This window comes from Reticulibacter mediterranei, from assembly GCF_016587455.1.
Window position 1 is genome coordinate 7,806,130 of sequence record NZ_BNJK01000001.1, and the last position, 26,942, is coordinate 7,833,071.

A 26,942-nucleotide genomic window follows, 5' to 3' on the forward strand; every position below is an offset into this window, starting at 1 on the left:
GGTTCATGGAGAAAATAACTTGCTTTTGCCAAGTGCTGTTTGTGAATGGAACCTATCCTTTCTCAGGGGATTGATCCTGTAGTTGCTCGATAGGATCAGGTAAATACTGAGCGGCAGCTTGCCGTTTGAAGGCTTGCATAATCAGGTTGGGGGTAAGCCCAAAGACCGCTGCAATAAACCAGTTGAGGGGCTGAAGCTGGAAGATATTCGCCAAGGTTGTAGGCACAGGAGCCATCTTCCCTGAAAGGACGGGAAGCATGGCAGTGAGCAGAATTCCCGCCACACCAGCTAATCCGGAGAAGAAAGGGGTGGCAACGAGGCGGGTGAGGGAGAGGCCATAATCGCTGCTCTCCTCTTTGCCATGCACCGAGATATGATCAGCCTCGCCGTAAAAGCGACCAAACAGGCCAGCAAGAGCGCCAACCAAGTAGAAAGCGATGATGCTTCCCAGGTCTTCTGGACGGCTGTTACCGATAATGGCCAGGCAGAGCAGCAGATAGGTGGCATTGTTCGCAAGAATAGTTGCAATCAACAGTTTATTGCGTAAAGCCAGCAGGGCTCCCTGGCTGCTATCTTTCAATTCATTATAGGCGTGCTTAACCTCTCGGAGCACAATACAAGCTTGTCTATAGTCTGGTGAATCTATGGAGGGACTGTTTTGGGAGGGAGGGTCAGGCAATTGGTTCTCTTTGTTAGATTGGTTGTCTTTCCCCAAGTAGGAACGGGCTGCTGGGGCAATCTTGTTCACCACCTGAAAGAGTCTGCCAAGCAGTTCTTCGCGATTGGATATTAGTAGCTGCTGAATGTGCAAGTAATCGTGTAGTGTCTCTCGGAACAGAGCATCGGACGCTTCCGTTTCAAGGAGCACTTCTTCGGCGTGATGAAAGTCTCTCCACAGGCTGAGATATCCTGTCCCCCAGAGCCATTGCAGACCGGGATGACGCTCGTTAATAAGTGTGTTCGAGATATGTTTTCGACAGAAAAGTGCATCCTGTAATGCTTCTTGTGCTTCATCAACACGAGACAATTTTATCTTGCCCTGTACTTTGTAATCCAAATGAGCGTTCAAGGTTTCCAACCGACCGATGAGCTGATCGTATTGGCAAGTATCGGCATGGTCAACCGTTGTGTAGGAAGACGCGAAAAACGCCAGGATGAGCCAAATCACGAATGTGCTGATCCCTCCCCCAGCGATAGCATACCATGCAAGTGGGATATCAGAGGTAAAAGGGAGGCGGGGTAAGAAGTACAACCCTCCTGTCATCACCGCCGCAAATATTGGTACGGCTGCTAATGTGGCTTCAAGTGCCACCAAGTATTTGCTGTAAAAAGAGGGAGGTTTTACAGAGTCTTTCTCTAGTAGCGCATCAGTTGACAGTGGTGTTTGCATAACGGCTGCTTCTTTCTGTATATAATCCATACATGATTACTTAATTCATCGATATAGAGAAAGATTAGTGTGGATATATCACAAAACGCACACATAGAGAATATAGGCTAACACATTTTTATCACAGAACGTACAATATCAGAACCAATTCTTCCCGCCACTTAGCTGAAAAAGAGAACAGGACACACACGTAGCCTTCTATGATTACTGGAGACAAACCTCTTCTCATATACGTACTTTTTCCATGCTTACAAGGTATCTCCTTTGTTCTTCCTATAAATAGATGGCACAAAACTGGCAAGGTACTTGCGCTTCTCGCCACTGTTTTCTACGCTGATAAGTAAAGAGACCCTCCGCTTTCAAACGAGACCCTCCGTCAATCGCACGATGGCGAAACCTATCAAGTGGACGCACATGGGCATCGTTTGATCGTTGAAAGATCTCTGTACAGTGGGACAGAGGTTCCTGGGTAAGCCGCTCCCCCATCGAGTATACTGTTTCTACAGCGTTGTAAATTGTGTCCTTCGTTGAGGGGTGGATTGACTAGTGAAACGCTCCATATGCCGCTGATGCCGGGAGAAATTTGCTGATTGCGCCTGTTGTTGATTGCTCTCATAACGGTGCGTCGAGAAAAGGCTCTCAGGCACATTCCGTTGAGTAATCCAGGAGGTCGCATGATGAATGAAGCCATGTCACTGAGGCCCTCTACTGTCGAGGATGCTAGCGCAATCCGTTCTCTGATACGGGAAGCCTATTCCAAATGGGTCCCAGTTATTGGACGTGAACCCTTGCCAATGACAGCTGACTATGAGGAAGCTGTGAAGAAGCATCGCATCGACCTCTTGTATCTTGATGGGAAGCTCGTGGCCCTCATCGAGATGCTTCCGAAGGCCGACCATCTTCTCATCGAGAACGTCGCCGTGTCTCCGGTTTTTCAGGGGAGAGGCCTGGGCCGAAAGCTTCTGACCCATGCCGAGCAGGTAGCCGCGTCACTGGGACTCTCTGTCATTAAGCTCTACACCAACAAGCTCTTCACTGAGAATCTGAGGCTCTATCAGAAGCTTGGGTATGCGGTTGACCAAGAGGAGGAGTTCAGAGGTGGGTTTGTCGTCCACATGAGCAAGCCTGTTAAGGTATGAGGCCAAAACTCTCGGTCCGCTCCCTCCCCTTTGGCAACCTTTGTCTGTAAGAATACGGCCAATCGGAAGTCGAACATGTCGTCGTTCACTTTTTGATTCTGCGGTTTTGCCTGATCGTGGAGTAACTTCCGCCTCCATGTACTAGAAGAAAGACCCTCTTGTATCGTGTATCTCGCCTATAACACATGGCCCCTGACTGCATAATCAGCATGGAAATACTGGGCGCACTGGCGTAAAGCAACCTGGACCTTGCCTGAAAATTTAGGCCGCTCACAGACAGCAGCCTGAGTTTTTGGGAAGCAAGAAGGAAAGCGAAGAAACATCACAAAGGATTTACTTTCACTCTTCGGTGATTGAAATGCAGAATGCTTTCCGCTACGATGCCCTTTCCCACAAGTAATAGCCAAACCATGTTTCACAAGAAATGATCCAATGAGACGGTAACTTCTTTTTGAGGCGACTGATATGCCTTTGCAATGGGGCAGGAGAACCACCTGCTTGCTCAGATGCGAATGGAAATAATTCCTGAAATGGTATTACTTCTCTAGGCGGGGCATGTAAAAGGCGCGTCAAAATAAGAAATTCATTGGGGGTCGTGTTGATGTGAAAGAGAGTCTCATGGGCTGGATCGTAGATGAAGAGCGTATGTGCTGCTTCAAGCAAGAACACCTCGTAGCTCTTCCAGGAAGTCCGTTGCAGCGTTTCTTGAAGAGTAGCATTCTCTAGAAACATTTGGAGACCGTTCCTCATAGGAATATCCTTTCATGAACACGTGAGGGACATCTTTAGCCTGCTTGCAGTGATGAGGGCGATGCAATGGTTTTTTGTGGCTCTTTAAGTGGGGCTACCATTTGCAATCGATATCCGGCACCAGGTTTGCAAACAAGCCTCCAGACAGGGGGCAACTTTTTTCTCAAACGGTTCATATGGCGCTGAAGCCCTGGATAAGGTGCTACGAGAGATACCTTTTTGCGGGAACTGGCAGGTAAGAGCGCCTCAAATGGGACGATCTCACCTGCTGGTTCTTGTACCAGGCGCAAGAGGATTGTATATTCTGATGGAGTCAAGGCGAGATAATAAATCATGGTGGTCGTATGGTCATAGACAAAGGCCAGATGGATCGATTCGAGAGCAAGAATTTCGTAGCGACCATAGAAAATCTGCGTGAAAGAAGAGGAGAAAGATGGATCTGTTGATTGGAGCTTCATAAGCGCTTGAGTCAATCCTTTCTTCTTACTAGCATTATAGGATGTCTTCTCGTCCTGTAATGCTACTTACAGAGAAGCATTCATAAACTGATTTCAAATAGAAGCAGAAGTTCAGAAAAGGACATTGTTGCTACTAATAGCGTTCTTACTGCTTTTTATTGTTGAAGAGTGTATCCATGTGTTTCCTAAGACTCATGCCTGTTCCACATGAGAATTCTACCAGAAGAGTAGTTGGCTAGAAAAGTAGTTGTTCCTGAATTTTGCTTCCAACAAGTTGTGCAATTTTTTCCAGAATTGGGAGAGACAAGATGCTCGATAGAAATTGCAGGAATGTATCTTTACTTTTGCTGGCGAGGAAAAAAGTGCATGAAGAGGCGGAATGCAAGATAACTTGTTTCCGCCTCTTCATGAGCCACAAGGTAGACAGAGAATGTACTATGACAGCGCAAACATTCATTCTTAAGGGAAGCACTCAAGAACAGGAAGTATTATTGCTCAGGCAGAGATCCGTCTGGGTCATAGAAGGAGTGGGCCTGTTGTGTCCTCTGTGACGGGGAACCGTGCTAGCTAGTGGTCCCAGAAGATAGCCCTGAGTTCGTACGGAATTAATATCCAGGTGGAACGGCTTGAGCTTCTGGCGAATACTTCTGATTCCATCATAGAGGGGAGCAAGCTCGTCTTTGAGGGATTTCCCTTGCCGTTTGATTTCTTGTAGGTGCTTTGCGCATTCCTGGATTGACCAGCTAGACACGCTGGCATACAGTTCTTCAAAAGAAGCGCTGTAGGGGTAGGCCGAGAGTAAGGTAGAAAATAATTGCCATTCTTTGTAGCTGAATTTGCACATTTTTGGCTTTTGTGCTGGAAGGACAATAAAGAAAGCCGTTTCATCAGGGTCGAGAAAAAAGGTTCCGTGAGGAAATTGGCTGTGGAGTAACTCGCATAAGCTCTTTGTGAGTTCGTTGGTATTCTTCAACATGCTGCATTCCTTCTTGATTTTTAGCGGTTCATAAAGCGCTGCATTAGGTCTCTTTCTTCTGTTGAGCAAGAGAAGTGATGGGCGTGCTGCTCTGGCTCCATTTATTATTTTTGGGACAAATGGAAGAATATACATCTCTTTTGCATTGTCAGATCTCTGAGCCATTTAAACATACTATGCCTTGCCCAATGCTATGACGCTCCTTTTCAGTATGTCCGTTTTCCCTCCTTTTGAGAAGATACAGAACCTACACAGTACACCTATACAATAGCGATACGGGCCAATATTCGGACAATAAAGTGATAATATACAAAAATTAATGAGCATTTATTTGCGATATTTGTATTGTATAATATGAAAGATATCAAACACGATTACGGTAAAGAAGTATGATGCGGCGTGAGCTGTATCATTGACAGTGGTGGTGATCCAAGTACAGAGAGCTTTCCAGAACTTTTTGCAATTCAGATCTTGATAAAGCTGTTATTTGGAACGTGTCATATTTGCGATGTGTACATTCCCCGAGCAAATACAGTTAGAGCTAGGAGAGATGCAAGGATGTGTAGGCCGTATGTTATAGTCTACACATCCTGGTGCTACGTGTTACTTTATAGGCAATGGGGAGCAATGATGGAGATAGTTTCTCATAGAAATATTACTATTTTTGACAAATCATCCTTTTCTAGAACGTGAAAAAAGTACTTTTAAGAGTATCATTGGATGAAGGAGAGCGGCAGGCCCTTTTACTAAATGCATAACTTCCAGAAAAGCAAGCAAGACATGTGCATCATAGGGAAGCAAAGCAATCACACCCTCAATGTACCAGTGCGCAAACCCCTTCTTGCTGGTATTTTCTTCGGACAAAAAACGCGCGTCTGCTGAAGTAGCGAGTCGCCACGGAAAAGCAATTGTGCTTGCCACTTTTTTCTGAACCATCTGAGCAAGTCTCCTCTGCCTCTGCCTCCTGTGGTGTAGGCATTGTTCCAGCGCCAATGCTTGCAGAACCGCAACAGTCATGCCTTGTCCATAGATAGGATTGAAGGTACAAACAGCGTCTCCGAGAATCAGAAAATTCTCTGGCTGGTCTTCAAGCTGTTCAAAATGTCGCCAGCGATTCTCTGTCCTTCGATAGCCGTGAATGGGAGAAATGGGTTGAGCCTCTTTAATCGCCTCATAGAGTTCCTGATCTGGCAAGCTACGAGCAAATTCCAGAAATTTTGTTTCATCAGTGGGAGGATAATCTTTCACCATTCCTGAGAGTACCGCCATCCAGCGTTTTCCTTCAATTTCCATAAGGACACCACCACGTTGCTGCTGTGATGTTGCTTGAATTGCAATTCCTTTCCATTTTGCCTGAAAGGTGGCCGGGATCTTGTAGGTTCTAGTGGCATATCCCATGAATGCGTTGACCACCGTTTCCTGTGGAGAAGAGGTTCCTCTTGTTTCGAGCCATTGTGGGGCGTGAGAGAATGCCCCGCTGGTATCAACAATAAAATCTCCTTTTATCTCCTGAAATTCGTTCCTAAGAGGATCACGTGTTCGCATCTGGACGCCCCTGACAGTTGGTTCATATTGCTCGCAAAGTAGATTCGTGACTTCATATCCCTCATAAATATTGAGGTGAGAAAAACGTTGTATTTCCTGATAGAGCGTCCACTCAAGTAGCAGGCGCGAACAATTCCATCCATGAAGGACGGGAGGAATTTTTGGACAAAGAGCGCCGTAGTAGAAATGAGTCTCATTGCCATAATCGCGCTCCACTGCCCCATGTGCCAGAAGCTTCTTTTTCAGACCAGGGAACAATCTTTCCAACTCTTGTTGCCCACGCAATTGCATGGTATGTACCTGGCGTCCCTCAAGGACGCCAGGACGAAAGACCGGCTCTGTTGGATAGTGGTCTCGCTCAATGAGTGACACCTTTTCAAAATATTTGACGAGAACTCGTGCCACAACGAGACCGGCGATACCTCCGCCGATGACGATGGCGTGGGTTCTCTTCTGCGGTTCATACGATTTGTTCATATACGACTTTCATATTGATGCTATTTTATATTACGATGTAGAGAGGTCAGCAAAATACTCAAGAAGCGTCCGGTGAGAAAAATGTATCCCCCCCCGACCCTTCTGAGCAGTATACGTTCGACGGCATGGTCAAGGAATTTGATGTAGTTCCAGGGAAGATGACCAGCACGCCAGAGGTAATACCGAAGGAGATAATGTTTGGCAAATGCTATTCCTCCATGAAATGTCAGGAACTGGACAAAAAAGATGACCCCAAAAACGAAGGCTAACCCAATTCCCAACGTCATCCAGCCGGTAATGCCTGCCAGAGCGAAAGCAAAACCACTCATAAGCCCACTAGCAAGGCCTCCAATGAGGCCAAAGAGACCACCGGCAATCAGCCCATTGCGAAAAGACCGGCGTACCCCTTCATTGGGCCGGAGAAAGTGGCGTTCAGCGAGCGAGGTGCTGGACCATCCGCTGGTTAAGGTGGCGGTCAGCATCCCAGCCATCATGGTCACAAAGCCAACAATGGCTCCATAGACTATTCCAAATGGCAGACCATACCCTATTCCTTGATAGATACTGGTGAGGCTGGCAAGCATGAGTGCCATACTTATCATGACATAACTCCCTAAAAGTGCGCTCTTTCTTAGGTTGTCCGCTAGATGTTGTCCCACCGTACTCCAGGACCAGAGGATGATTTCCGCCGGTCTGATTTCTTCTCCTAAACCAGGAATGAGATTAGTTCCATTTGCCAGGCCAAAGACGAGGCCATAAAAAAGCCCAACAATCGAGGCATAACTGATCACGAATTGATTCAGTGTGCCATACTGCCAGAGATAGATACATCCAGAGCCTATAGCCCCGCAAGCGCTGAAGAGTAGAAAGTTTAGAAGTCGGAGAGAAAGATTTTTAGGAAGATATGGCCGTTTGAGTAGTGATTGCAATGGTTCTTTGGGAGTAGCTGAGGCGGGTAGTGGATGGAGTAGGAAAATGAGAGTGCTGATAAATGTCATGAAGAAACCGCTATAGAGTCCCGTTCCTATCGCACGGTAAACCGCATTGCCAATGTTCCCAGTGAGCGGAAAGAAAAGGAAACCAGCAATGATGCTGACGGCCACTCCGAGGGTGAGGCCTAGACGCAGACCTGCGCCTAATCTCTGCAACAAAGAGGAAAAAGAGAATGTAGGAATGTGCCCTTTTCCTGCTATGAGTACTGTTACGAGCATGACGAGAGCTACAATGATTTCGAGGCTCGAAAACCCCCGAAAGCCTCCTCCAAGTCCTGGTGTCATCCATCCAAGTATATTACTTCCCAGCCCTATGTCTCCCCAAGAAAATAAACCTGGTTGTGTTGGCGTTGCATCACTACGAAATAAGCCAAGTATTGCGGCAAAGATAAGAATTTCCCCACCAAAAAGCATGCGAACAACAGTACGATGAAATCGATGCATGGAAGTTTCAGGCAACCAGTTGGGTTGTAGGCGTTCGACAAAAAATTCTGTCTGCCCATGACGAAGCAGTTGTTGTCCTAACCATGTCAGGTAGTGAGTAGTTTGCTGCGGTGTATAGGTTGTTGTGGGACCGCGACGTTGCAACACTCGTTCGACATAGTTTTTGAGGATGGTATGACGGCGCTCAGTAACGGAAGCCTGCGAAAGGATCTCGGTAATTGACATTCCATGATAGGTGAATGCAAGTGTACTGAGCATCAATGGCGTAGAAGCCATTTCTTGGAGGACAGGATCATCCTGGAGAGCAGCTCGCACTGCCGCTAGTCCTTTCCCCGCTTTAAAAAGATAGGCGTCGATTTGTTCGGAGGTAAGCGGTTGGACTTCAATAGCTGTATTCAATAAGATACGAGTAGGTTGAGCAAAATAATCCTCTTTGCGACTGCACACTATAATGGGGATCATACCATGTTCCTGGCGATAGTTATTGATGATTTCGATACAAGCTGTCTGCTGCGTTTCTTCCACCTCGTCTAATCCATCAAGCAAGGGCAAGATTTGGTGGTTTGCCACCCACTCATTCCCAAGTGAACGAGGAACTTGATATTTGCTCTGCAATTCCTCTACAAACCATTCAGTCAGGGAGAGGCGTTTCTCTGTCCATGAGGAAAGATTGAAGACAGTTGGGATCAAGTGCGTTTCATCAAATGAGGCACGTTCCAGGAGATCCTTCGCGAGATCAAGCAATAAGGTTGTTTTTCCTGCTCCAGGCTCGCCCAGAATGAGCAAAGCTCCACCATAAGTGTCGTAGACCTCGGTGAGCCGGGTGCCCACTGGCAAAAGGCGCGAGGGGAGATGCGACTCCTGAACCGTCAGCCTCCAAGGATTTTCCACTGCATCGGGTTGTTCTCGCAATCCCAGCGTGATCAGCGTGGCAAGGTAGAGGGAGTTGTTGAGTACTCCCTCAATCCACCGAGATCGTATTCTACTAAGCATGCGATGACGATTGTCCTCTATTGTTGGAGATGGATGAAGAGGCGGCGCATGATTATGTGGAGGGACAATGACCCCCTGACCGGGTAGGGGAGATTTAGGCTGGAACCCCAGTTGTTCAGAAGTCAAATCAAAGAAGCGGCTAAGCTTCTTTTGGGTTTCAACTCCAGGTGTACGGATACCACGCTCCCAGCTTCGTACCGTTTGCTCTTCTACACCGAGAAGCTGTGCAAGAGCAGCTTGGGTCAGACCTCTAGCTTGTCGAGCACTTTTGAGTTGTTTATTGGTACTTATGATTTTTCCCCTTCTATTGAAGAATGAAATACATGATGAACGTATACCTTTTTCGTCTAACTAAATTTAGGGTCAAGCGGAGCGATTTCAGCCCATAGAAACAAAAAATACAAAACATGTATAATGTATATTTTTTATGCTAAGAATGAAATCATGTGGTAAAAGCAGAACAATAGAGGAATAAAAAATAGGAGAGTGACTTGCAGTGGTTTTTATATAGATTCGGCACGCTGTTGTGATCCTTCCTGTGATGATGGCAGATGTTTGGAATGCTAGTTCGTGGTTAGCCATGCGAATTAGGAAGACGCATCTTCTTTCGTTGCTAGACGAACCTGAAGTTATGCTTGATAACAGAAATATTATGATAAAGCACTTCAAAAAACTCTCTACAGGAATTCGCCTGTCAGATAACACATAGAGATGACAATATCTATTGTGCTTTTTCACTCTCAAACATATGTCTGTTCGAGAAAAGCATACCCTTTTCCAAAGCAGGAATTAGTGCTTTCTTGTACTATAACATGAGGAAGGAATATTGTCTACAATTATGATGATATCTGTCTTCTCTAAATAAGAATATCTAGTACAAAACAATATAATAAATACAGAAAAAATGTTGTATAACATTGTTATGACTTTCTACAACAATGTCTGACTGATTGTATGCAAGAAATGAGAGGTATCATGTTGTTAGGGTAATTGAGAAAGTTTCTTCTGATCTCCTCATTCGAGAGACTTTCCAAGACATACGCAGGTGTGTGCCGTGGTTTCACAAGCATTCACGTCCTGTCCCGTCTCAGAGGAACGTATAAGAGGGATAGTCAACAAATTGCTTGGTGGCGTTTCCTCCGAGCATCTCGATATCATCGATGATCTGGCTCTTCCGCTGCCCGTCTGAGTGATTACTGACATGCTGGGGATACCAGAAGCAGATCGTCTCCAGTGGTGAAGCGGTCCAAAGCGTTTGTCAGCGCAACAGGCAAAGAGGTGCAGATGGAAACTGGCTGCTATTTTCTGGAGCTGATCTCTCAACAACGGTAAGCAACCAGGGATCATCGGCACGTTGCTCTCGACGAAGCTCGATGGTGAAGCTTTATCGATGAGAGAGGTCGTGACTAATAGCATCTCCTGCTGGTTGCAGGCAATGAAACCACGACGAATTTAATTGGCAACGCGATGCTTTGCTTTGAAGAGTATCCAGACGCGCTCCAGACGTTGCGGGATGATCCAATGCTGATCCCAAACGCATTATTAAAGAGTGCTTCACAATTACCAAAACTAAGCTTAACAGCTTGCTCAGCAGCTTCCAATGCTTCTTGGTATTTTTGCAAACCACTAAGAGCAATGCTTTGCTATGTGAATGCAAAGCTATCATTAGGATCAAGCTAGAAATTTACTTAAAATGCAGGAGAGTCGTAAGCTTGGTGTGAGTTGTAGGTAACTCCGTTAGCGGTGCTAACCCTCATAATAGGGCAACTGTAGTCATTACTTCTCATAATTGCCCTACGAACATCAAAATTCTCTGAGCAGAATATAAGTGAAATACGCTATAATTGAGGGGCGCTATATATCTTTGTATTGTGTGTTGTAGATAGTGTGAGTAGTTAATATAAAAAGAAATTTTAGCGCTATAAATCTTTGACCATATTCAGCAAATCTAGGCTATATCATAACTGCTTTGAAGAAAGTACCATATGAAAACCAGAATGAAGACCCAATAGCACTGAATGAAATAGAATGGCGTATCCTTAAATTGTATGTACTCGCAGTTATTTATTTAAGACTATGATCATAAATTAGTGCAATGGTAAAGAATTGCTTTTTCTGGATAGTCATCTTTCCAGCTAATAACAATGGTAATCTTTTAATACATTGTGTATGATTTTTGATATATTTAGCTGTATTGAAACTTAGCTGGTGATTGAAATTGGCAATCAATTACAAAAACTAATGTGAAAGCTCAATAAAAATTACTATTAGTTAGATCGAGATGGTATCAATCCCGATTAAGAGCGTGATCAAAAAGGTTTCAGAGGTATATTAGTAACCGTAAATGAGAGGGAGGAAGCTACAACACCGATGAAAATGCGATCGACAAAGAGGCTATAATTGAACACGTAGTGAGGTTCCTCAACCATGTCCAACTCAATGAATGCTACAGCTTTGCCAGGGACGGGGAAGCGAATCGCTTTAGTAGTCGGCGTTAACAACGTGCCTAATTCCATTTTGCCTTCGTTAAGTTATGCTATAGCTGATGCTGAGTCAATGGCAGACGTTCTCAAACATCACTGCGATTTTGAGCTGTTAGTTCCTCCCTTGCTTGGGGAGCATGCTACGAGTGCTAATGTCAAGAGGGCTGTACTCAATCTAGCCCGAGATCGCATTGATGGAGATTTTCTCTTACTCTACTTTAGCGGCCATGGACAGCAGATGATAGTTGAATCGAACTCGAATATCCCCTCAGCATACCTTGGTACCGCCGACTTCGATGATAGAGATGTAGATGATGATCACTCGCTTCATGTTTCTATGCATTGGTTACGAGATAAACTCTTCAAAGGCACACAGGCTGGTTGTGTGCTAATCATTCTCGATTGCTGCTACGCAGAAGATATTAGAACAGGATCTGACCACTCTCTCGATACATTACGGCGGCAAATCGCTTACTACTTTGAGATCCCAGGTGCAGAGGTCGATATGCGACGAAGTGGATTGAAGGTGGCCCTCGCCGCCTCGGGGTATGATAAGGCTGCGGGAGAGGTGGACGGGCATGGGAAAATGACAAAGCTTTTATTGCAGGCATTACGGGGAGAGGTGGATGGGCTCTTGGGAAACGAAGGTCATATCATGTTAGACGATCTGCTAGCATATATAAAAACCGAGATACCACTTGAGCAAAAGCCAGTTATATCAATTGCTGATTCAACAGGGAAAGAATGTATTCTCGCAAGCTATCCTAAAAGCGCGGCATTGCTACATGATAAAAAAGCTCGAGTTTCAAGAAAGGCTCCTAGGAACTATATTCCTTTTCCAAGAAACCCCTTATTTCAAGCTCGCCCTGGCGAGTTTGAGCGACTAGAAAGTATACTCTTTGGAAAAAGGGTCGAACAGAAACCGGTGCGTTTAGGATTAGTTGGCCTTGTAGGGCTTGGTGGTATAGGTAAAACACAATTGGCCATCCAACTTGCTTACCGATATGAGGCGCATTTTCCGTCTGGCATCTATTGGATGCTGGCAAAGGGAACTACTCTCTTTGAATGGCAACACCAGTTAGCAGAACTCGCTGCTAATACAGAGTACTTACCATTTGAAGATGATGTATCTCATCCAGAGAACGAAGTGCGGCGAGCGCGCCACTTTTGTCGTTACCTTGCTGATCATGCAGATGCTCTTCTAATTCTAGATCACGTCGAAGATCCTACCTTGGAAATGTCCATTCTCTCTGCCTTGGCAGGGGGGGAAGTCGCATGTACCATCCTTTATACTTCACGAATAACATACACACCGCCTGGTGTGATGATCCATTTTGTTGAAGAGCTACCGGAAGAAGGAGCCGTAAGGCTCCTTCTGGAAACTACGAGACCATCGCTCCTCTCTAAGATATTGGTGGGTAGTCAGGACTCTGAAGCAAATGCCGCACGTGCTGTATGTCGTGGAGTAGGATATTTGCCTTTAGCACTAGTACATCTTAGATCATTATTGGTCCGGGACCACCAAGTGACACTTGTTCGCTTATTCGAAGTGCTTAGACAACGAGGTATATTGGAGATTACTAAGACACAGTTTGCTGATGCAGCTCCACTTTTTGCAACCTTTTGGCTAAGCTGGGAAAAAGTGCGTGATGAGCGGGCACAACGTCTATTCAAGTTAGCTGCCTACTTCCCAGAAGCCGTTCCCATTCCACTTTGGCTGCTTGGACTAGCTGCTGGCTTGGGTGATAGTGGGGATATCTTCGAGCCATTAGGGATGGCTCGTATGCAATTGCTAGAATTAAGCCTTTTAGAAGAATTGTCGGGAGATCAGGTGCGATTACACCCTCTTGTGAGAGAATTCGGGCGACTATTAGTGATCGAAGATATTCAAATGGGAAGCAGTATTTTAGTACAAGCAGGGGAACGACTCATTGCCGAGTTTACAGATCTAAATAGACTAGAACGTCGTGCTTTGCGTGAAGGATATTGGCGATGCTTAGAACAAACGCGCGCAACTCGCGAATATGCTGAACTCTTGGCGACGGGGCATGCAGATCGAATTGGTCAAATAGAGCGATGGTTAGACCGCGAAAGCTACCTCTTAGGGAATGGAAGGTGGTGGCCTACAATTCTTCCAGGATTACTATATCAGCAGCTTTCCAATCGATCTCTGGAGGAAGGACAAACCTTGTTAAAGGGCGAATCGCCTTCTCAATGGCTGCGGCAATTGGGCCAAGTAGGCGCAGAGGATCGATCATTACTCAGAATATTTCCGAGTCATGTTGGAGTGGTAACAAGTGTGGCATTTTCCCCTGATGGGGAACTGGTGCTCACAGGCTCATCTGATTTTAAAGCGCGCATATGGGAAACAGTGAGTGGTAAGTTACTTATCACATTAGAAGGTCATTCAGGGAGAATTAGAAGCGTAGCATTTTCCCCCGATGGGTCTCAAGTGCTTACCGGCTCATCCGATCGAACAGCGCGATTGTGGGAAACGTCAACGGGTAAGCCGCTTATTCTTTTAGAAGGGCATACCGATTATGTAACAAGCGTAGCATTTTCCCCCGACGGGTCCCAAGTGCTTACCGGTTCTCAAGATGGGACAGCACGGTTATGGGAAACTATGAATGGACATATGTTGGTGGCAGAAGAACACAATGATGAGGTGAGAAGTGTGGCATTTTCCCCGGATGGAAAGGAAGCGTTAATAGGCTCATCTGATGGAACAGCAAGGATATGGGAAATAGCAACAAGAAAATTGTTGATGACGTTGGAGGGTCACTCTGATGGCGTGTGGAGCGTAACATTCTCCCCAGATGGGAAATTGGTGCTCACAGGCTCATCTGATGGGACAGCACGGTTATGGGAAAAAACTACTGGGCAGTCTCTAACCACTTTCGAAGGGTATACGAATGTTGTAGAGAGTGTAGCGTTCTCCCCAGATGGGGAATTGGTGCTCACAGGCTCATCTGACGGGACAGCTCGGCTGTGGGAGGCAACAACGGGCAAATTGCTAGCGACGTTGGAGGGTCACACTGACGTTGTAGAGAGCGTAGCGTTCTCTCCTGACGGTACGCATATACTAACAGGTTCCTGGGATAAGACCGCTCGGCTATGGAAGACAGCAAGTAAGCAAGTACTAGCAACATTAGAAGGTCATACTGGCTGGGTGAGGAGTGTAGCGTTCTCTCCTGACGGTACGCATATACTAACGGGTTCCTGGGATAAGACCGCTCGGCTATGGGAGACAGCAAGTAAGCAAGTACTAGCAACATTAGAAGGTCATACTGGTTGGGTGAGGAGCGTAGTGTTCTCTCCTGACGGAAAACAGATACTTACTGGCTCATCTGACCGCACAGCCCGACTGTGGGAGGCAGCAACGGGCAAATTGCTAGCGACGTTAAAAGGCCATATAGGCGAGGTGGGGAGCGTAGTGTTCTCTCCTGACGGAAAACAGATACTTACTGGTTCTCAGGATGAGACGGCTCGAGTGTGGGAGGCAACAACGGGCAAATTGCTAGCGACGTTAAAAGGCCATACAGGTGAAGTGAGGAGCATAGCGTTCTCTCCTGACGGGCGTCTCATGATAACTTGTGACCAGCATGGACAAGTATTCGTGTGGAACGTGGATGGGGTCGAAAGAGAGAACCTTCTTGGAGGATATGTAACTACCTACGAGGTAGGGGCTATTTATTGGCTAGATAAATCTCATGTAATATTGGTCGATATGGGAGGGACTAGATTTCGACCCCATTTTTACCAATTGAAGCTAGAAGGTATGGAATGAAAAGTAAGTGTATTTTTCGCTATAAAAACCTGGTTGAGTGCCTTAACTGTTTAGACCCAGTTGGTCCACTAGCAGGCTTGCGCTGAGGAGGGCATGTTCGCGTTGAATCACAGATAGCGATGAATACTGAAGAGTATTCACAGCATTGTAGAGCAAGGCGATATAATATTCGCTCATATCATCATCTGGTTTCTGTGCTACTAATTTACTAGCCAAAGTTCGGAGAAAAACAACAGTAGCATAAGCTTTAGCAAGAGCTTGATTCGCTGTAGTAAAGTTATTTTCCAAATGCTTTACTTGGTTGAAACGCGCAATACTGCTAAGAACTTCCTCCATTTGAAGGCGTTCGTCCAATACAGCTTCTTCCGCTGCAAGCAACTGAAAACGGACCACGGAATCAAGCATGGCAATATCGCGCAAGATATGGCCTTGGCCAGTACCCTGATAGTCAATTAGCCATACATGTCCAGCGCTATCCACTAGTAAGTTATGCTGATTGAAGTCGCCATGTGTGATACAGATGTAAGTTGGGCGCACTAGATGCGAACCAGCTATCGCAAACAAAGGGTTTGTAAAGGTATGATTGCTGCTTAAGTTTCTAAAGTAAAGTTGCTTTTCGACCTGCACATTTATGAACTGTTCAGAAAGCATTTTCTCGAGTTTTTCAGGCGTGTCTTCAAGCAGACTTTGATAATCGGCGGTCAAGTCAAGAGGTTGTAAAAGACTATGATTAGCATACCAGGCACCACATGTATCTCTAAAAAGGCGATTTAATGTATCCTTTATTTGAGAGGTATTAGCATGACTATAAAAATCACTAAAGTCCATCAATTGATCGTTGGTTGTACCTAGCATTGAGTAAATGATGCCAGCAAGATGTGGTGTGCGTCGTAATCCGAGAACAGTTGTACTTCGTCCGCCCCCAATAAATGGTTGAACATATTCTTTAAAGTTTTGATACTCTTCCTCAATCAAACGGAAGTCACCAAATTTGACAATTACTTCATTTCCGGCTCCTTTAGCACTGTAAAAAGGTTGTACTCGCAGTACTCCTGTATCTCTCGGACTTGGCATCAATGGCGATACCAGAATGCTTTCGGCCTGATAGAACAAGCGACAAAGCAAATCTTCCAATTCTAAAACTAACTGATTTTTTAAAGAGGTTCCAGATTTTACACTATTTCCCTCTACTTCGAGATTAAGTACAGCTAGATCTGGTCCACTTTCATGTTTCCAGAGAATGTCGAGTTCTAAATTAATGTTAACTGTTTGAGAAAATACCTGTCGCATGTTATCTAGAAATTGCCGGTTATTGAACTCAGCTTTAGAAAGGAAATCCGCAACTTTGTGCTCTCTAAAAGCTGTGCGCATATTTTCCATCGTACCGTAAGCAGAAAGCATGATAACTTTCGTTGCATCGCTTAGTCCTCGTTTTTCCAATTCCCTCAGGAGAGTTAAACCATCTACACTACTTGGATCAGAATCGTCTATCCTAATATCAAGCACGATAACATGATAAATAGTCTCTTTTAAGCGTTCTAATGCCTCTGCGGCGGTAGATGCAGAGTCTGCTCGGAAACCTCCACGTTGTAACGTCTCGACTAATTCCTCACGCCACTGCTCCAAATCATCCACAATTAGCACCCGTCCTTGCTTTTTCATAGCTCACCATCTCCTTTTCCTCTTTGATTAATCGCGAAGGACAATACTATACTATCCAAAAAGAGAGTATTATTTAACTACAGGCATTTCCTTCTCAATTTTAGGCAAGAGCAGTGTAAAGGTTGTGCCCTGCCCTAGCTCGCTTTTTACCGTCAAATCTCCATCATTTCTGAAAGCATTGCGACGAGCACTCCAGAGACCAAAACCAGAACTTCCCTTTGTAGAATAGAATAAGTCAAAGATTTTAGATAAGTTTTGATGAGAAATGCCAGTACCTGTATCGATCACCTCCAGCGCGACAAAACGAGCGATGTTACGAGCTCTCAGTTTAATTTTACCGCCATGGGGCATAGCATCGATAGCGTTGACAACAAGGTTGTGTAGGATATCCGCAACTAAGCTGGGAATAACCCGAACATTAGCCACTTCATCCTCAACCTCCATGTATATCTGAATGTTAGATGGCAATATTAGAATATCCTGAGCTTCTTCGAGTAGCGCTCTAGGTTGCATGATAACTGGTTCGCCTGCAATCGCTTCTCCTGACTTGACTAACACTTGTTTAAGTTCCTTGCTTAAGTTCAAGACTCTTCGTGTAGCTCGCACTATGTTGTCCAATTTCTTGGAGACAACAGTGTTAGCTACTGCTTGGGCATCTAATTCCAATTGAATGTCAATAACATATGACTCTACGAGCCCAAGATCATTGTCCAACCGGTGTGTCACTTCGAAGGCTAACTGACCAATTGAGCTCATTTCCTCAGCAGATTTAGCTCTTTGCTCAAACTCTTGACGTGCTTGTGCAGTTTCCAATCTATATATTGTAGCCGCTAGCTGTTGTGCTAATCCTTCGTAGAAATTGGCATCAGTACCTGAAAAGTAGCTAAGATCTTTATCTTTGAGCTCTAAGTTGCCATAGTATCGATCCTTAAATAAGATAGGTGCAATAATCAATGAATGTGTTGAAGAGTCTGATAAATTCGGAATATCCATGACCACTAGAGGATTGTTGGTATCTTGAATACCAGTAGTACTCTGCTCCTCTGTTACCTGCTGATTGACAATATCATCTGATTTTGTTCGATGAGGCGAAGAGTGCTGGGACCCAGATGTTCTTATCAATTTTAGTTCTTGGGTCTCATCATCATAGCGACTAATAACAATAAAACCTCGGCTATGTGTCTCTGCAATTCGTAGAATGACATCATATGGCTGTTCGAGCTGTGTCAAATCGCTTAATTTACCAAGTTCTTCTCCTGCTTGGTACAACAGTTGAAATTGTTGTGATTCCCTCTCAGCTTTCTCATACCGCTCAGCATTCTGCAACGCAATAACAGCTAAATCTGCCAGTCCTTGCAACAGGCGTTCATCACGTTCATTAAGCTTCTTCGAAGAAGGACTATCAACACTTAGAACTCCACGTATATCGCTGCCTGCTAACATCGGTACTGCTAATTCAGAGTGCATTTCATTCGTATCGTCTGTATATGTCTCGTTCCAAGGAGGCTGAGACAGGTTTACATTCAGTAACTGTTTTTTACTTGCTGCATGACCAACGACTCCTTGGTCCAAACTGATACGTTGGCCTTTCTTCTTTTTAGTAACGCCGCGTTCAGCAACTATCCACAAATCGTTTCGGTCATGGTCATAGAGCCATAAAGTACCTGTTGTGGAGTGAGTCAACTCCAGAGCTTTCTCTAATATTAGATCAAATACGTGAACGGGATCAAGCTGACTAGTAATTTCTTTACTGATCTGATTAAGAACTAGCCCTTCAGCAGCTAAGCGTTTCTCACGCTCATAGGCTTGGGCTTTCTTGATCGCGAGCACTGCTTGTCCAGCGAGGGTGAGCAAAAAGTCTTGATCTTCTTGAAGGAAAGCACTTTCCCTAACACTTTCAAGATTAAGGACACCGACTACCTCTTCGCCATCGAGCAGCGGTACATCCAATTCTGAGATGACATCAACTGCAACAGGAATATAGAGATCTCTCCATGGTAGATCATGATGCACATTATTCACGCGTACTGGTTTTTTGTTCTCCAATACCCAACGTGTTATGCCTTTAGTTTCCTGTAAAGAGATAACCTGCATTATGCTAGTATCTGCATGTCGGCCAATTGCTGCTGCTGTCTCTAAAACCTGCGAAGACGAGTTAGTGAGTAAAATCGAGGCTTCTTCAGAAGGCACTTGATCATGGGCCTGTCTAAGGAGGGCCTGTAAAACATGTTTCAAGTCCAATGTGCGACTGAGTTCACGATCGATATTTTGTAAAATTTCCAATTCGCGTATGCGACGTTGAGTCAATGTACCAAAAGCTTGTGCATTCTTGATCCCAATGGCTGCATAGTGGGCCAACCCCTCAATAAAAAGCTTTTGGGGAGCATCAAAACGCTGTGGCTGTCTAAAGTTGACAAATAAAACACCAACCGATTCATCACCTACACGTAGTGGTACTACTGCCATCGAACGAATTTTCTCACGTTGTTGAAAACTTTCTTGATGATTGGAGGCGTCACTATGTAGGGCAGAGTAGATAGTTTCACTCTCATTAGCAAAAATAGGTTCTATATGATGTAGAGCCAGTACCACGATATCCTCAGGTTGACTATTGAGCATAGACTGAAAAGAAGATGAATCCAACATGATACCAGATATACGAGGAGGATAGGCAAAGCGATGATGGGTAGTTGGTAAATGTCCTACCATGTGAGCAACTTTTGCCCTCAAACATGAAAGATTGCCCGCAATCTTGAGTATTGAGATGAACGAACCAGGGTAAACCGCTCCACGCCTAGTTTTTTCCATCGATACCTTGTAAATCATCTCAAACTGCCTGAGAAAAAGTGAACAGTGGAAGACACGACAAGGTTTCGTACCTGATGGTGCAGCTATGCCGCATGGTTTCTTGGCATACTTTGGGAAGAGCAGAGAGACAGCAAAGACGCACGCTAGCTGTCACCACATGCAGGGTCGTGGGTATCGGCAGGGGCTGAGGTCTGGTATCTGGCCTCGCTCAACCAGATCTCTGTACCCGGTGGCACATCTTCGGGTCTCAGGTCTCCAGCAATAGTGAGGGTCAATACAGGGTTCGAGGGGTCGCTGGTGGTGTAGAAATCGTTCCCTTCGGCTTTCCAGACTTCCTTGCCGGGACCTCCTTCAGCGGCGTAAAGCTGATCCAAGCTTGCCCAGCCCTCGACGCCGAAGCTGGCTATGGTAGCATGCAGGATACGCCCATCGGGCAGAGAGAGTTCAAGCCCTTCACCTGGCATTGGCATCAGCATATTTGGTTTCCGCTCAATCAGGCCACTGATTGGCACGCGTGGCAGAACATGCAATTGATCGCCGAAGCGCTGCGAACTCTCTACTGTGAGCAAATGGAAACGCATTGGGAAACCTCGACTTCTCTCTTTCTTCTAGAAAGTATATCAGTGCGCGTCTTTGCTGTCTAGATGCTTCTTCTCTCTCTGGAGCTGGAACTTGGTCCATTGAGCTATGATGAGGAACGCAATGTACACGTTTTGGAGAAAGTCTCCCTGATGGGGAGCGGCTTCCCTGGCGAACGTGTGTTTCAGTATTCAAGATTGAGGGCAATCTTTCATGTTTGAGGGCTAGATTGTCTCACTTCGTGGGGCATTTACCAGTAGTGTCATAAGGGTAGAGGATAACAAAATCAGCCTTAATAACATCTCGAATCTTGTCAGCTGTTGCTTGTAGGACTTGTTCTGAGTCGAGTTGTTGCGTTAATAACTGACCGGTCTCATTGAGCCGGCTTAAACTGTCATACAAACGCATATTGTAAATCGCTAGCGCAATATCGTTCGCTAGCAATTGTAAGATAAATAAATCCTCCTGATTATAGACATTTGGCTGAGCATGTTGGATAGAAAGTACACCTAAAGACATGCCACGTAATATTAGAGGTACAAAAATAAGAGATTCTAGCTGTTCAGTGTTCCTAATATCAATAGGCTGAAATGGCAAAGTTTTAGCCTCTTTACTCAATTCCCGTATGAATAAGGTTTCCTGTGTCTCGATGACATAACGGCAAGCTCCTACAAGAGGATCATCAGCTCGGATGGAGGAATGTCCTTTCTCCCCCAAGTATAAATCGAGTCTATTGGTCTGAGGCTGATATACCGCTAACAAAAAGGCATAACGGATATCAAGAATATCAGCCACGTGTCTTTGCAACTTTTGAAAAAGGATTTCGACTGTTGTAAGTGCCTGATTAATCTCTTGTCCAATGCGTGCAATTTCCTGATAGCGCCGCAGCAACCATGCTTCCTGTAGGATATTTGAGGCCTGGTCAGCAAAGAACTGGAAAAGTTCACAATCTTCAGCGCTGAATTTCTGCTGTTGTTTGAAATTTAAATAGAGTACACCTAATGGCTTATGAGTGTGTCTCATACGAAGTGCAAGCGCTCCAAGAGAATGAATGCCTTCTAATTTTATGAACCTATTGTTATGGTCTGGAGTCAGCTCAACATTTTCTATCAGCAATACTCTTTGCGTTAAAACCTCTTGCGCAAATTCTTCTGATCTAGAGTTCTGATAAGAAATGGTATCTTTTTGCAGACTATTCACAGTGTTTATAAATGTAATGAAGCGGCTTGTAATGGGATTTATCGCAAAAATGATACAAGAATCAGCCCTAAAAAAGGTTTGCGCTGTTTGAGCAATATGTTGGAGAGTACTGGTTAGATCTCCAGGCCCCTGGGAAATCGGTTCCAATGCATCAAGCAACTTGCTTATTTTGTGCAACAGTTGAGATTCCACTTTATACCTCTAAAAGAGTGGTACATTTTGTGATGGATTTTGATACATGAACATCCATGAGCTTTATCTTTTCGTATCTTCACAAGGCATATCTTCTAGTTGGCTGTATGAATATGATACAAATCCATGTAAACTTTGTCAACGACTCCATATCAGCATCCTCTTCACTAAGATCAACTTGGATTTAAATATCTTGTACTTGGATTTTTGCGCTTTACGTGCTCGGCTGGTTATTCAATTAAAGTATTTGATCGGAGATCCACTATTAGAGAGATGTTGTAAATGATAATCATGTATATTATACTTTAGCACGGAGAATATGGAAGGGCCATATCTAAAAGAATGTGTTTGTAGTATACTATCTTTGCATCAGTATATCGACAAGAAGAAAGGAATCTGTAAAATCTTATGAAGCCTCAAACAAGGTCAGATAGTTCAAATAATTTCATAATTATGCTCGAAATTCTTTCCGAGGATCCGCAGGAGGCAAATCCTGCAATGGTTGATGCTGTCGGTCGCGATACTGTAGATGTGCTCCGTGACGAGGGGTATATATTTGAACCTGTCTATGCTGGTCAACGCGGAGGTTTTCTCGTTGATGTCATTGTGCCGTTCCTTAACACTCTATGGACACAGAAAGATGTCATCTTGGCTGATAGTAGTGCACTAGTAACCATATTTACTCCTATTGTCTTGATCGGCCGTCAGCTACAAGAGGCATATAAGAAGCGATCAGAGAAAAGTAATGCACAGCAATCGTCTATCAAATTGGTGACAGAGATCGATGGGATACCTTTCTTTATTGAGGCAACTGACCTAGAGGCTGCCGAAGCCGCGATGGAGCTTGCACGGCGCTTCCAAATGCAACATTCTGTAGTCGCAGCAAAGATGACAAATCGGAGCAACGTCAAGGTCAAAGCGAGCATTCCGAAAAGGCAACCGAGGAAGAGACGCTAGAGACCAATATGTAGAGAAGAGATTGTATGATTGCATCAGCCTTCAGTGCAAAAAAGCACGAGAAGGGAAAGCTGCTCGCTCTGGTTTTGAGACTGTATAATAGTTTGTTTGTGTAAATGGTCCAGTTGCAAGAAGTAACAGCAGAATTGGAAGGAGCAAGGGCTGACCACCGCCCTACGCCGGGCTGATAGGTGTACGAGTCGCAGAAGCCATGTTCACTTTCGTTCAAAAAGTTTGTTGCTCGTCCTGACGTGAGCGTGTAAGCACACGCTCACGTCAGGACGAGCAACAAAAAAGACTAGGAAGAGCGCATTCCGCTAAATGCATCCTTGATCTCCTACAACACAGAGAGCAGTACAGCACAAAAAACGCTTTCTCGAAGTTGAGAAAGCGGTCAGCAGATGAGTCTTAGCTACTTCATCTCTTCAACGGTGATCTTCCATTCGATACCGCTATTTACGTCCAAATGGACCTCGCCGCCTTGATGCACCTCTGAATTGCTGGTGGTCTTCTAGCGTTTGCCTTGCAGGAAGTTGAAGCAGCGTGGAAGATCAAGCATGCTCCCATCGGACTTGTAGACACTGATATAGAGCCGTGCATCAATGCCGCCGACGCCTTGATATTTCCAGGAGAAACGCCAGTGATCGCCGACTATGAAGGTTTCAGTCTTCTTCGCGCCGTTGCCAATAAACGTCTGAATTGTGGTCCATTTCTTGGTAGGCGCTTTCGTTATCAAGTGTATACCGTTTGTTTCACAATACCTGCTCGCTCTTCGTGCTTTTTACCAGTATCTCCTGTAGAAACGGACTCTTAAGACGGCAGAAACGTGGGATGCAGATAGCAGGGAAGCCACCTGTTATTTAGCCATAGGAAAGGATGAAGCCATTGTCAAGTCACACTATGTGTTGGCGGAGGTGCTGCTTTGGAGGGAGCTAGGAGTGAAAAATAGGCGTTGCTACATGTAGCAACGCCCACGATTTTCCGCGAAAATTGACGAATTTCAGCAGATAATATCTTGGAATTTGAGCTTGAAATGAACGTCAGCGGGCTTGAGAGGAGGGGTTATGCCGGTGGAGAGATTCGAACCCTGGATACGCTTATGCATTATGAAGCATGAGAGAGATCGATTTCTGTTTCAACCTCTCTCGTGCGATATTCTTCCTGTGTAAAAGAACTTATCTACTGAAGAATATCCTCCTGATATACATCTCTACTGGCCTCCTTACTTTTGTTTCTGCATCTCATTAATCTGAGAACTCTTTCGTCTCGTCTCTCTTGGCCCAGGCATCCGAGTGGGAATATGATCACCAGGACTAAACTTGCGTTTTTGCTCCTGAAGGATCGTATCATTCATATGGATGTAGTTGAGAACGGTCGTGAGATCTTCGTGCCCCAGTAACTCTTGTAGGCTGAAAGGATCGTTGCTCTTGATGAGATAGTTCATGGCAAAGGTGTGCCGGAATATGTGAGGACTAATCCGTTTCCCTGTAATCCCGGCGCGCTCTTTGAGTCGTTTGAAGAGCATCTCCATGCCGTTTTTCGTCAGTGGTTGGCGGGTCTCGGAGAGAAAAATGTGATCTTCCCTGCTACTTCCCCAGTCAGCCAGTTCCTCCTCATCGGGGCGATGTTTGTCCAGGTAGTAGGAGAGGTTGCGCAGACAGTTCTGGCCCAGGGCAATGCGCCGCTCCTTCGATCCCTTTCCCATCACCGTCACGACGCCCTTTTTGCGGTCCAGATCATCCAGGCGCAAGTTGGTGAGTTCGGAAACACGGATGCCAGTATCGTAGAGAAGCCAGAGAATCGCGCGGTTGCGGACCGTTGCTCGTTGGGCGAGAGGGCTGGTCTCGTTGGGTGGGGTACAGGCAAGCAGGAGCTTTTCAAATTCCTCGACGGTGATGGTTTGGATGAGTGGTCGCCCCACTTTGGGAAAAAGAACGTGGTCGAAAGGATTATGCTCAAGGGTTCCACGACGGACGAGCCAATGGAAGAAGGCACGGGCCGAGCGAGCATAGGTTTGCACGGTTCGTTCGGAGCGCACTTTGCCCCGAGCGCCTGGAGTTGCTCGCAGGTGAGCGAACCAGGCGCTCATATCAGCGGCTTCGACCTCATCAATCTGCGTCATGTCCAACTCTTCTTGGAAGAAGAGCCGCATCAGTCCTAAAGCCGTTTTGTGCCATTCCAGGGTTTTCTCGCTGTGGTTGCCACCGATGTGATCCTGGAGGTAGGCTTCGATGAGCGTGTCAATCAGACGCCGTTTCGCCTGGACCTCTTGCCGTCCTGTTTTCTTGTGCTGCGTTACCTGAACAACAGCTTCTTGTTCTTCTTGTCGGTATTGGGTTTCTGTCTGCGCGTCGAGTTTAGCGCGTTGAGCTTTAGCTCGTTCTTGCGTGACACGCGACCCTTTGTTATGCGTTCGCCTGTCTGTACCCTTTGACTGTGCAATGCGTGCAAGAGAGGAACCATTGTTTGTTGCCTTCAACACCATGATTGCTTGCTTCCTTTCGTCGCGCCACCTTGAAGCCTGACGGGATCTCGGTGACGCATCTCTGTAACACATCAATAGACGCAAGCAGTCTTTCAGGCTACCGAGCCCAGAGCGAACTCTTCGTCTTTGCGAAAGAACATGAATCGCCTCAAGTGGCCTCCAGCTTTGCACGGCGAGGAAACTGAGAGGCAGATGTTCGCGTTCTCATGAAGGCAGGTGTTGGCTTTGATGGATAGGCAGATGGTCATGGATGGAAAGTCTTGTGAACACTTTTGTTCGTACGTGGAAAGCGGAGCAGGTGGTTCCCAGAAACTGAAGGCAGATTGTCGTTGAACGCTTTTTGACCCAAAAGAAAACCGTCCTTCTCATCTGTCTTCACTGCTTGCTTTCTATAGATCGGCCCGTGAAGCACCTTGAGAACGACGGTCTAGAATGAAAAGCGGGAGACGGGACTCGAACCCGCGACAGCCTGCTTGGAAGGCAGGAACTCTACCAACTGAGTTACTCCCGCAGAAGTCGGGGTGCGCGGACTCGAACCGCGGACCTCCTGGTCCCAAACCAGGCACGCTACCAACTGCGCCACACCCCGTCAACGCACCTGAACTATAACATGCTTTTAGCGGCTTGTCAAGTACCTTTCTGGAAATTTGCGTTCGCACAAACAAAACTCATGGCCTGTTGCGGCGGCGATAGCGCATTTTGAGCATAAACAAATTCCACTGCGTTTTTATACTACTGAATATATTACGACGCAATGGCGTAATAGTTATGTTCCCATAACGGGTTGGTTGCGGACGAGATCGATTAAAGACAAAATGCGAAAGCGCAACGAGAATCAGGCAGATCAGGCTTATGCTGGCAAGTATACCTGTAACGATATTCGTTTCCTGTAAATATGCGTAACCACCTGCCACTAATGCCGTAATCACAGTCGTGACCAGGAGCCATTCCGTTGTGGAGAGGTGCAGCGACGACGACATAGGATGGCGATTACCTGAACGTCGTACATTTTGTTTGCGACGTTGGCGGTCGCCAAATTTCGGACCCCGACCCGTTTTCGGCTCGGTCTGCTCCAGGTTGCGTAATATTTCTTCGATCTCGCGTTCGTATCTGTTAGGCATAGTTGCACTGCTTCCTTGAACTCGTCAGGACCGCTCTTGCTTGTAATGATACCAACTTTTAAGCAGAGAGACAAGCCTTTTTACCCTCAATTTCTATTGCCCTCGATGGATGGTTCCTGTCCCTCATCCAGGAGAACTTTGACCTTTTCCGCTAATTCTACTGGATGAAATGGTTTTGTCAGATGCAAGGCCGCCCCCAGATCAACGCTGACCCGTTGATAGATATCTTCCGTGTGTGCAGTAATGACTATCACCGGAATGTGCCTGGTCTGCGGATTATGACGCAAATCACTGAAAATACGATAGCCATCCTCCCCGGGCATCATAACATCCAGAATAATTAAATCGGGCAGCGTCGCATGATGCTCAGTAAGCTGTCTTTGCATCTGTTTTCCATTGAATGCAGAAATCACCTCAAAATCATTGTAATGCAGAACAAAAGCAACGATTTCTTGTACCTCTTTATCATCATCAACTACCATGATTCGTTTTGACATTCAATAC

Annotated in this window: 18 protein-coding genes, 2 tRNA genes and 1 pseudogene; 4 read left to right on the top strand and 17 right to left on the bottom strand. The window is 45.6% G+C overall.

The annotated features are described in order from the left end of the window. Positions 1 to 52: 52 nt before the first annotated feature. Positions 53 to 1,390: a hypothetical protein gene (locus K3T83_RS33385; RefSeq protein WP_220207241.1), complete on the bottom strand. Its 1,338-nt coding sequence runs from the start codon at positions 1,388 to 1,390 to the stop codon at positions 53 to 55. Positions 1,391 to 2,064: 674 nt separating this feature from the next. Between K3T83_RS33385 and K3T83_RS33390 the strand changes: the two genes are divergently transcribed. Next, a complete protein-coding gene (locus K3T83_RS33390) occupies positions 2,065 to 2,529 on the top strand; it encodes a GNAT family N-acetyltransferase (protein ID WP_220207242.1) in 465 nt (154 codons plus the stop codon). Positions 2,530 to 2,904: 375 nt separating this feature from the next. Here K3T83_RS33390 and K3T83_RS33395 read toward each other — a convergent pair whose 3' ends face one another. The 6 genes and pseudogenes from K3T83_RS33395 to K3T83_RS58070 form a co-directional block, all read right to left on the bottom strand. Continuing rightward, on the bottom strand, positions 2,905 to 3,279 hold the full coding sequence (locus K3T83_RS33395; protein ID WP_220207243.1) for a winged helix-turn-helix domain-containing protein: 375 nt from the start codon (positions 3,277 to 3,279) through the stop codon (positions 2,905 to 2,907). Between the two features lie 35 nt (positions 3,280 to 3,314). After that, positions 3,315 to 3,737 carry a helix-turn-helix domain-containing protein gene (locus K3T83_RS33400; protein ID WP_220207244.1) on the bottom strand — a complete coding sequence of 141 codons (423 nt, stop codon included), beginning with the start codon at positions 3,735 to 3,737 and terminating at the stop codon, positions 3,315 to 3,317. Positions 3,738 to 4,209: 472 nt separating this feature from the next. Then, positions 4,210 to 4,713: a hypothetical protein gene (locus tag K3T83_RS33405; RefSeq protein WP_220207245.1), complete on the bottom strand. Its 504-nt coding sequence runs from the start codon at positions 4,711 to 4,713 to the stop codon at positions 4,210 to 4,212. A gap of 672 nt (positions 4,714 to 5,385) precedes the next feature. Next, complete coding sequence (locus K3T83_RS33410; protein ID WP_220207246.1) at positions 5,386 to 6,735, bottom strand: FAD-dependent oxidoreductase; 1,350 nt, start codon at positions 6,733 to 6,735, stop codon at positions 5,386 to 5,388. A gap of 20 nt (positions 6,736 to 6,755) precedes the next feature. After that, positions 6,756 to 9,164: an NACHT domain-containing protein gene (locus K3T83_RS33415; RefSeq protein ID WP_220207247.1), complete on the bottom strand. Its 2,409-nt coding sequence runs from the start codon at positions 9,162 to 9,164 to the stop codon at positions 6,756 to 6,758. 126 nt (positions 9,165 to 9,290) lie between these two features. Then, positions 9,291 to 9,500, bottom strand: a pseudogene (locus tag K3T83_RS58070) (helix-turn-helix domain-containing protein); the annotation flags it as partial. 718 nt (positions 9,501 to 10,218) lie between these two features. On the opposite strand from K3T83_RS58070, the gene K3T83_RS57375 reads away from it, so the two are divergent. Together K3T83_RS57375 and K3T83_RS33425 are read left to right on the top strand one after the other, a co-directional pair. Further along, complete coding sequence (locus K3T83_RS57375; RefSeq protein ID WP_268963498.1) at positions 10,219 to 10,353, top strand: hypothetical protein; 135 nt, start codon at positions 10,219 to 10,221, stop codon at positions 10,351 to 10,353. 1,238 nt (positions 10,354 to 11,591) lie between these two features. Beyond that, a complete protein-coding gene (locus K3T83_RS33425) occupies positions 11,592 to 15,434 on the top strand; it encodes a caspase family protein (RefSeq protein ID WP_220207248.1) in 3,843 nt (1,280 codons plus the stop codon). 42 nt (positions 15,435 to 15,476) lie between these two features. Here K3T83_RS33425 and K3T83_RS33430 read toward each other — a convergent pair whose 3' ends face one another. The 4 genes from K3T83_RS33430 to K3T83_RS33445 all read right to left on the bottom strand — a co-directional run bounded on the left by K3T83_RS33430 (position 15,477) and on the right by K3T83_RS33445 (position 21,875). Next, positions 15,477 to 17,096, bottom strand: a complete 1,620-nt coding sequence (locus K3T83_RS33430) for a response regulator (protein WP_220207249.1) — start codon at positions 17,094 to 17,096, stop codon at positions 15,477 to 15,479. Positions 17,097 to 17,165: 69 nt separating this feature from the next. Continuing rightward, a complete protein-coding gene (locus K3T83_RS33435) occupies positions 17,166 to 19,922 on the bottom strand; it encodes a GAF domain-containing protein (RefSeq protein WP_220207250.1) in 2,757 nt (918 codons plus the stop codon). A 125-nt stretch (positions 19,923 to 20,047) separates the two neighbouring features. After that, positions 20,048 to 20,485 carry a hypothetical protein gene (locus tag K3T83_RS33440; RefSeq protein ID WP_220207251.1) on the bottom strand — a complete coding sequence of 146 codons (438 nt, stop codon included), beginning with the start codon at positions 20,483 to 20,485 and terminating at the stop codon, positions 20,048 to 20,050. Between the two features lie 232 nt (positions 20,486 to 20,717). Continuing rightward, a complete protein-coding gene (locus K3T83_RS33445) occupies positions 20,718 to 21,875 on the bottom strand; it encodes a GAF domain-containing protein (RefSeq protein ID WP_220207252.1) in 1,158 nt (385 codons plus the stop codon). A 408-nt stretch (positions 21,876 to 22,283) separates the two neighbouring features. Here K3T83_RS33445 and K3T83_RS33450 point away from each other — a divergent pair, with 408 nt between their 5' ends. Next, the gene (locus K3T83_RS33450; protein WP_220207253.1) at positions 22,284 to 22,832 is read left to right on the top strand and encodes a hypothetical protein; all 549 of its coding nucleotides are present in this window, start codon (positions 22,284 to 22,286) and stop codon (positions 22,830 to 22,832) included. Positions 22,833 to 23,343: 511 nt separating this feature from the next. Here the strand turns inward: K3T83_RS33450 and K3T83_RS33455 are convergent. The 6 genes from K3T83_RS33455 to K3T83_RS33480 all read right to left on the bottom strand — a co-directional run bounded on the left by K3T83_RS33455 (position 23,344) and on the right by K3T83_RS33480 (position 26,935). Next, positions 23,344 to 23,568, bottom strand: coding sequence for a hypothetical protein (locus K3T83_RS33455; protein ID WP_220207254.1), 225 nt, complete (start codon positions 23,566 to 23,568; stop codon positions 23,344 to 23,346). 486 nt (positions 23,569 to 24,054) lie between these two features. Continuing rightward, complete coding sequence (locus K3T83_RS33460; RefSeq protein ID WP_220207255.1) at positions 24,055 to 25,317, bottom strand: tyrosine-type recombinase/integrase; 1,263 nt, start codon at positions 25,315 to 25,317, stop codon at positions 24,055 to 24,057. A 438-nt stretch (positions 25,318 to 25,755) separates the two neighbouring features. Further along, a tRNA-Gly gene (locus K3T83_RS33465) sits at positions 25,756 to 25,828 on the bottom strand. Positions 25,829 to 25,833: 5 nt separating this feature from the next. After that, a tRNA-Pro gene (locus tag K3T83_RS33470) sits at positions 25,834 to 25,906 on the bottom strand. Between the two features lie 79 nt (positions 25,907 to 25,985). Further along, positions 25,986 to 26,438 carry a hypothetical protein gene (locus K3T83_RS33475; protein ID WP_220207256.1) on the bottom strand — a complete coding sequence of 151 codons (453 nt, stop codon included), beginning with the start codon at positions 26,436 to 26,438 and terminating at the stop codon, positions 25,986 to 25,988. A gap of 86 nt (positions 26,439 to 26,524) precedes the next feature. After that, positions 26,525 to 26,935 (bottom strand): response regulator transcription factor, encoded by a 411-nt coding sequence (locus K3T83_RS33480; protein WP_220207257.1) that lies wholly within the window; start codon positions 26,933 to 26,935, stop codon positions 26,525 to 26,527. Between the last annotated feature and the right edge of the window lie 7 nt (positions 26,936 to 26,942).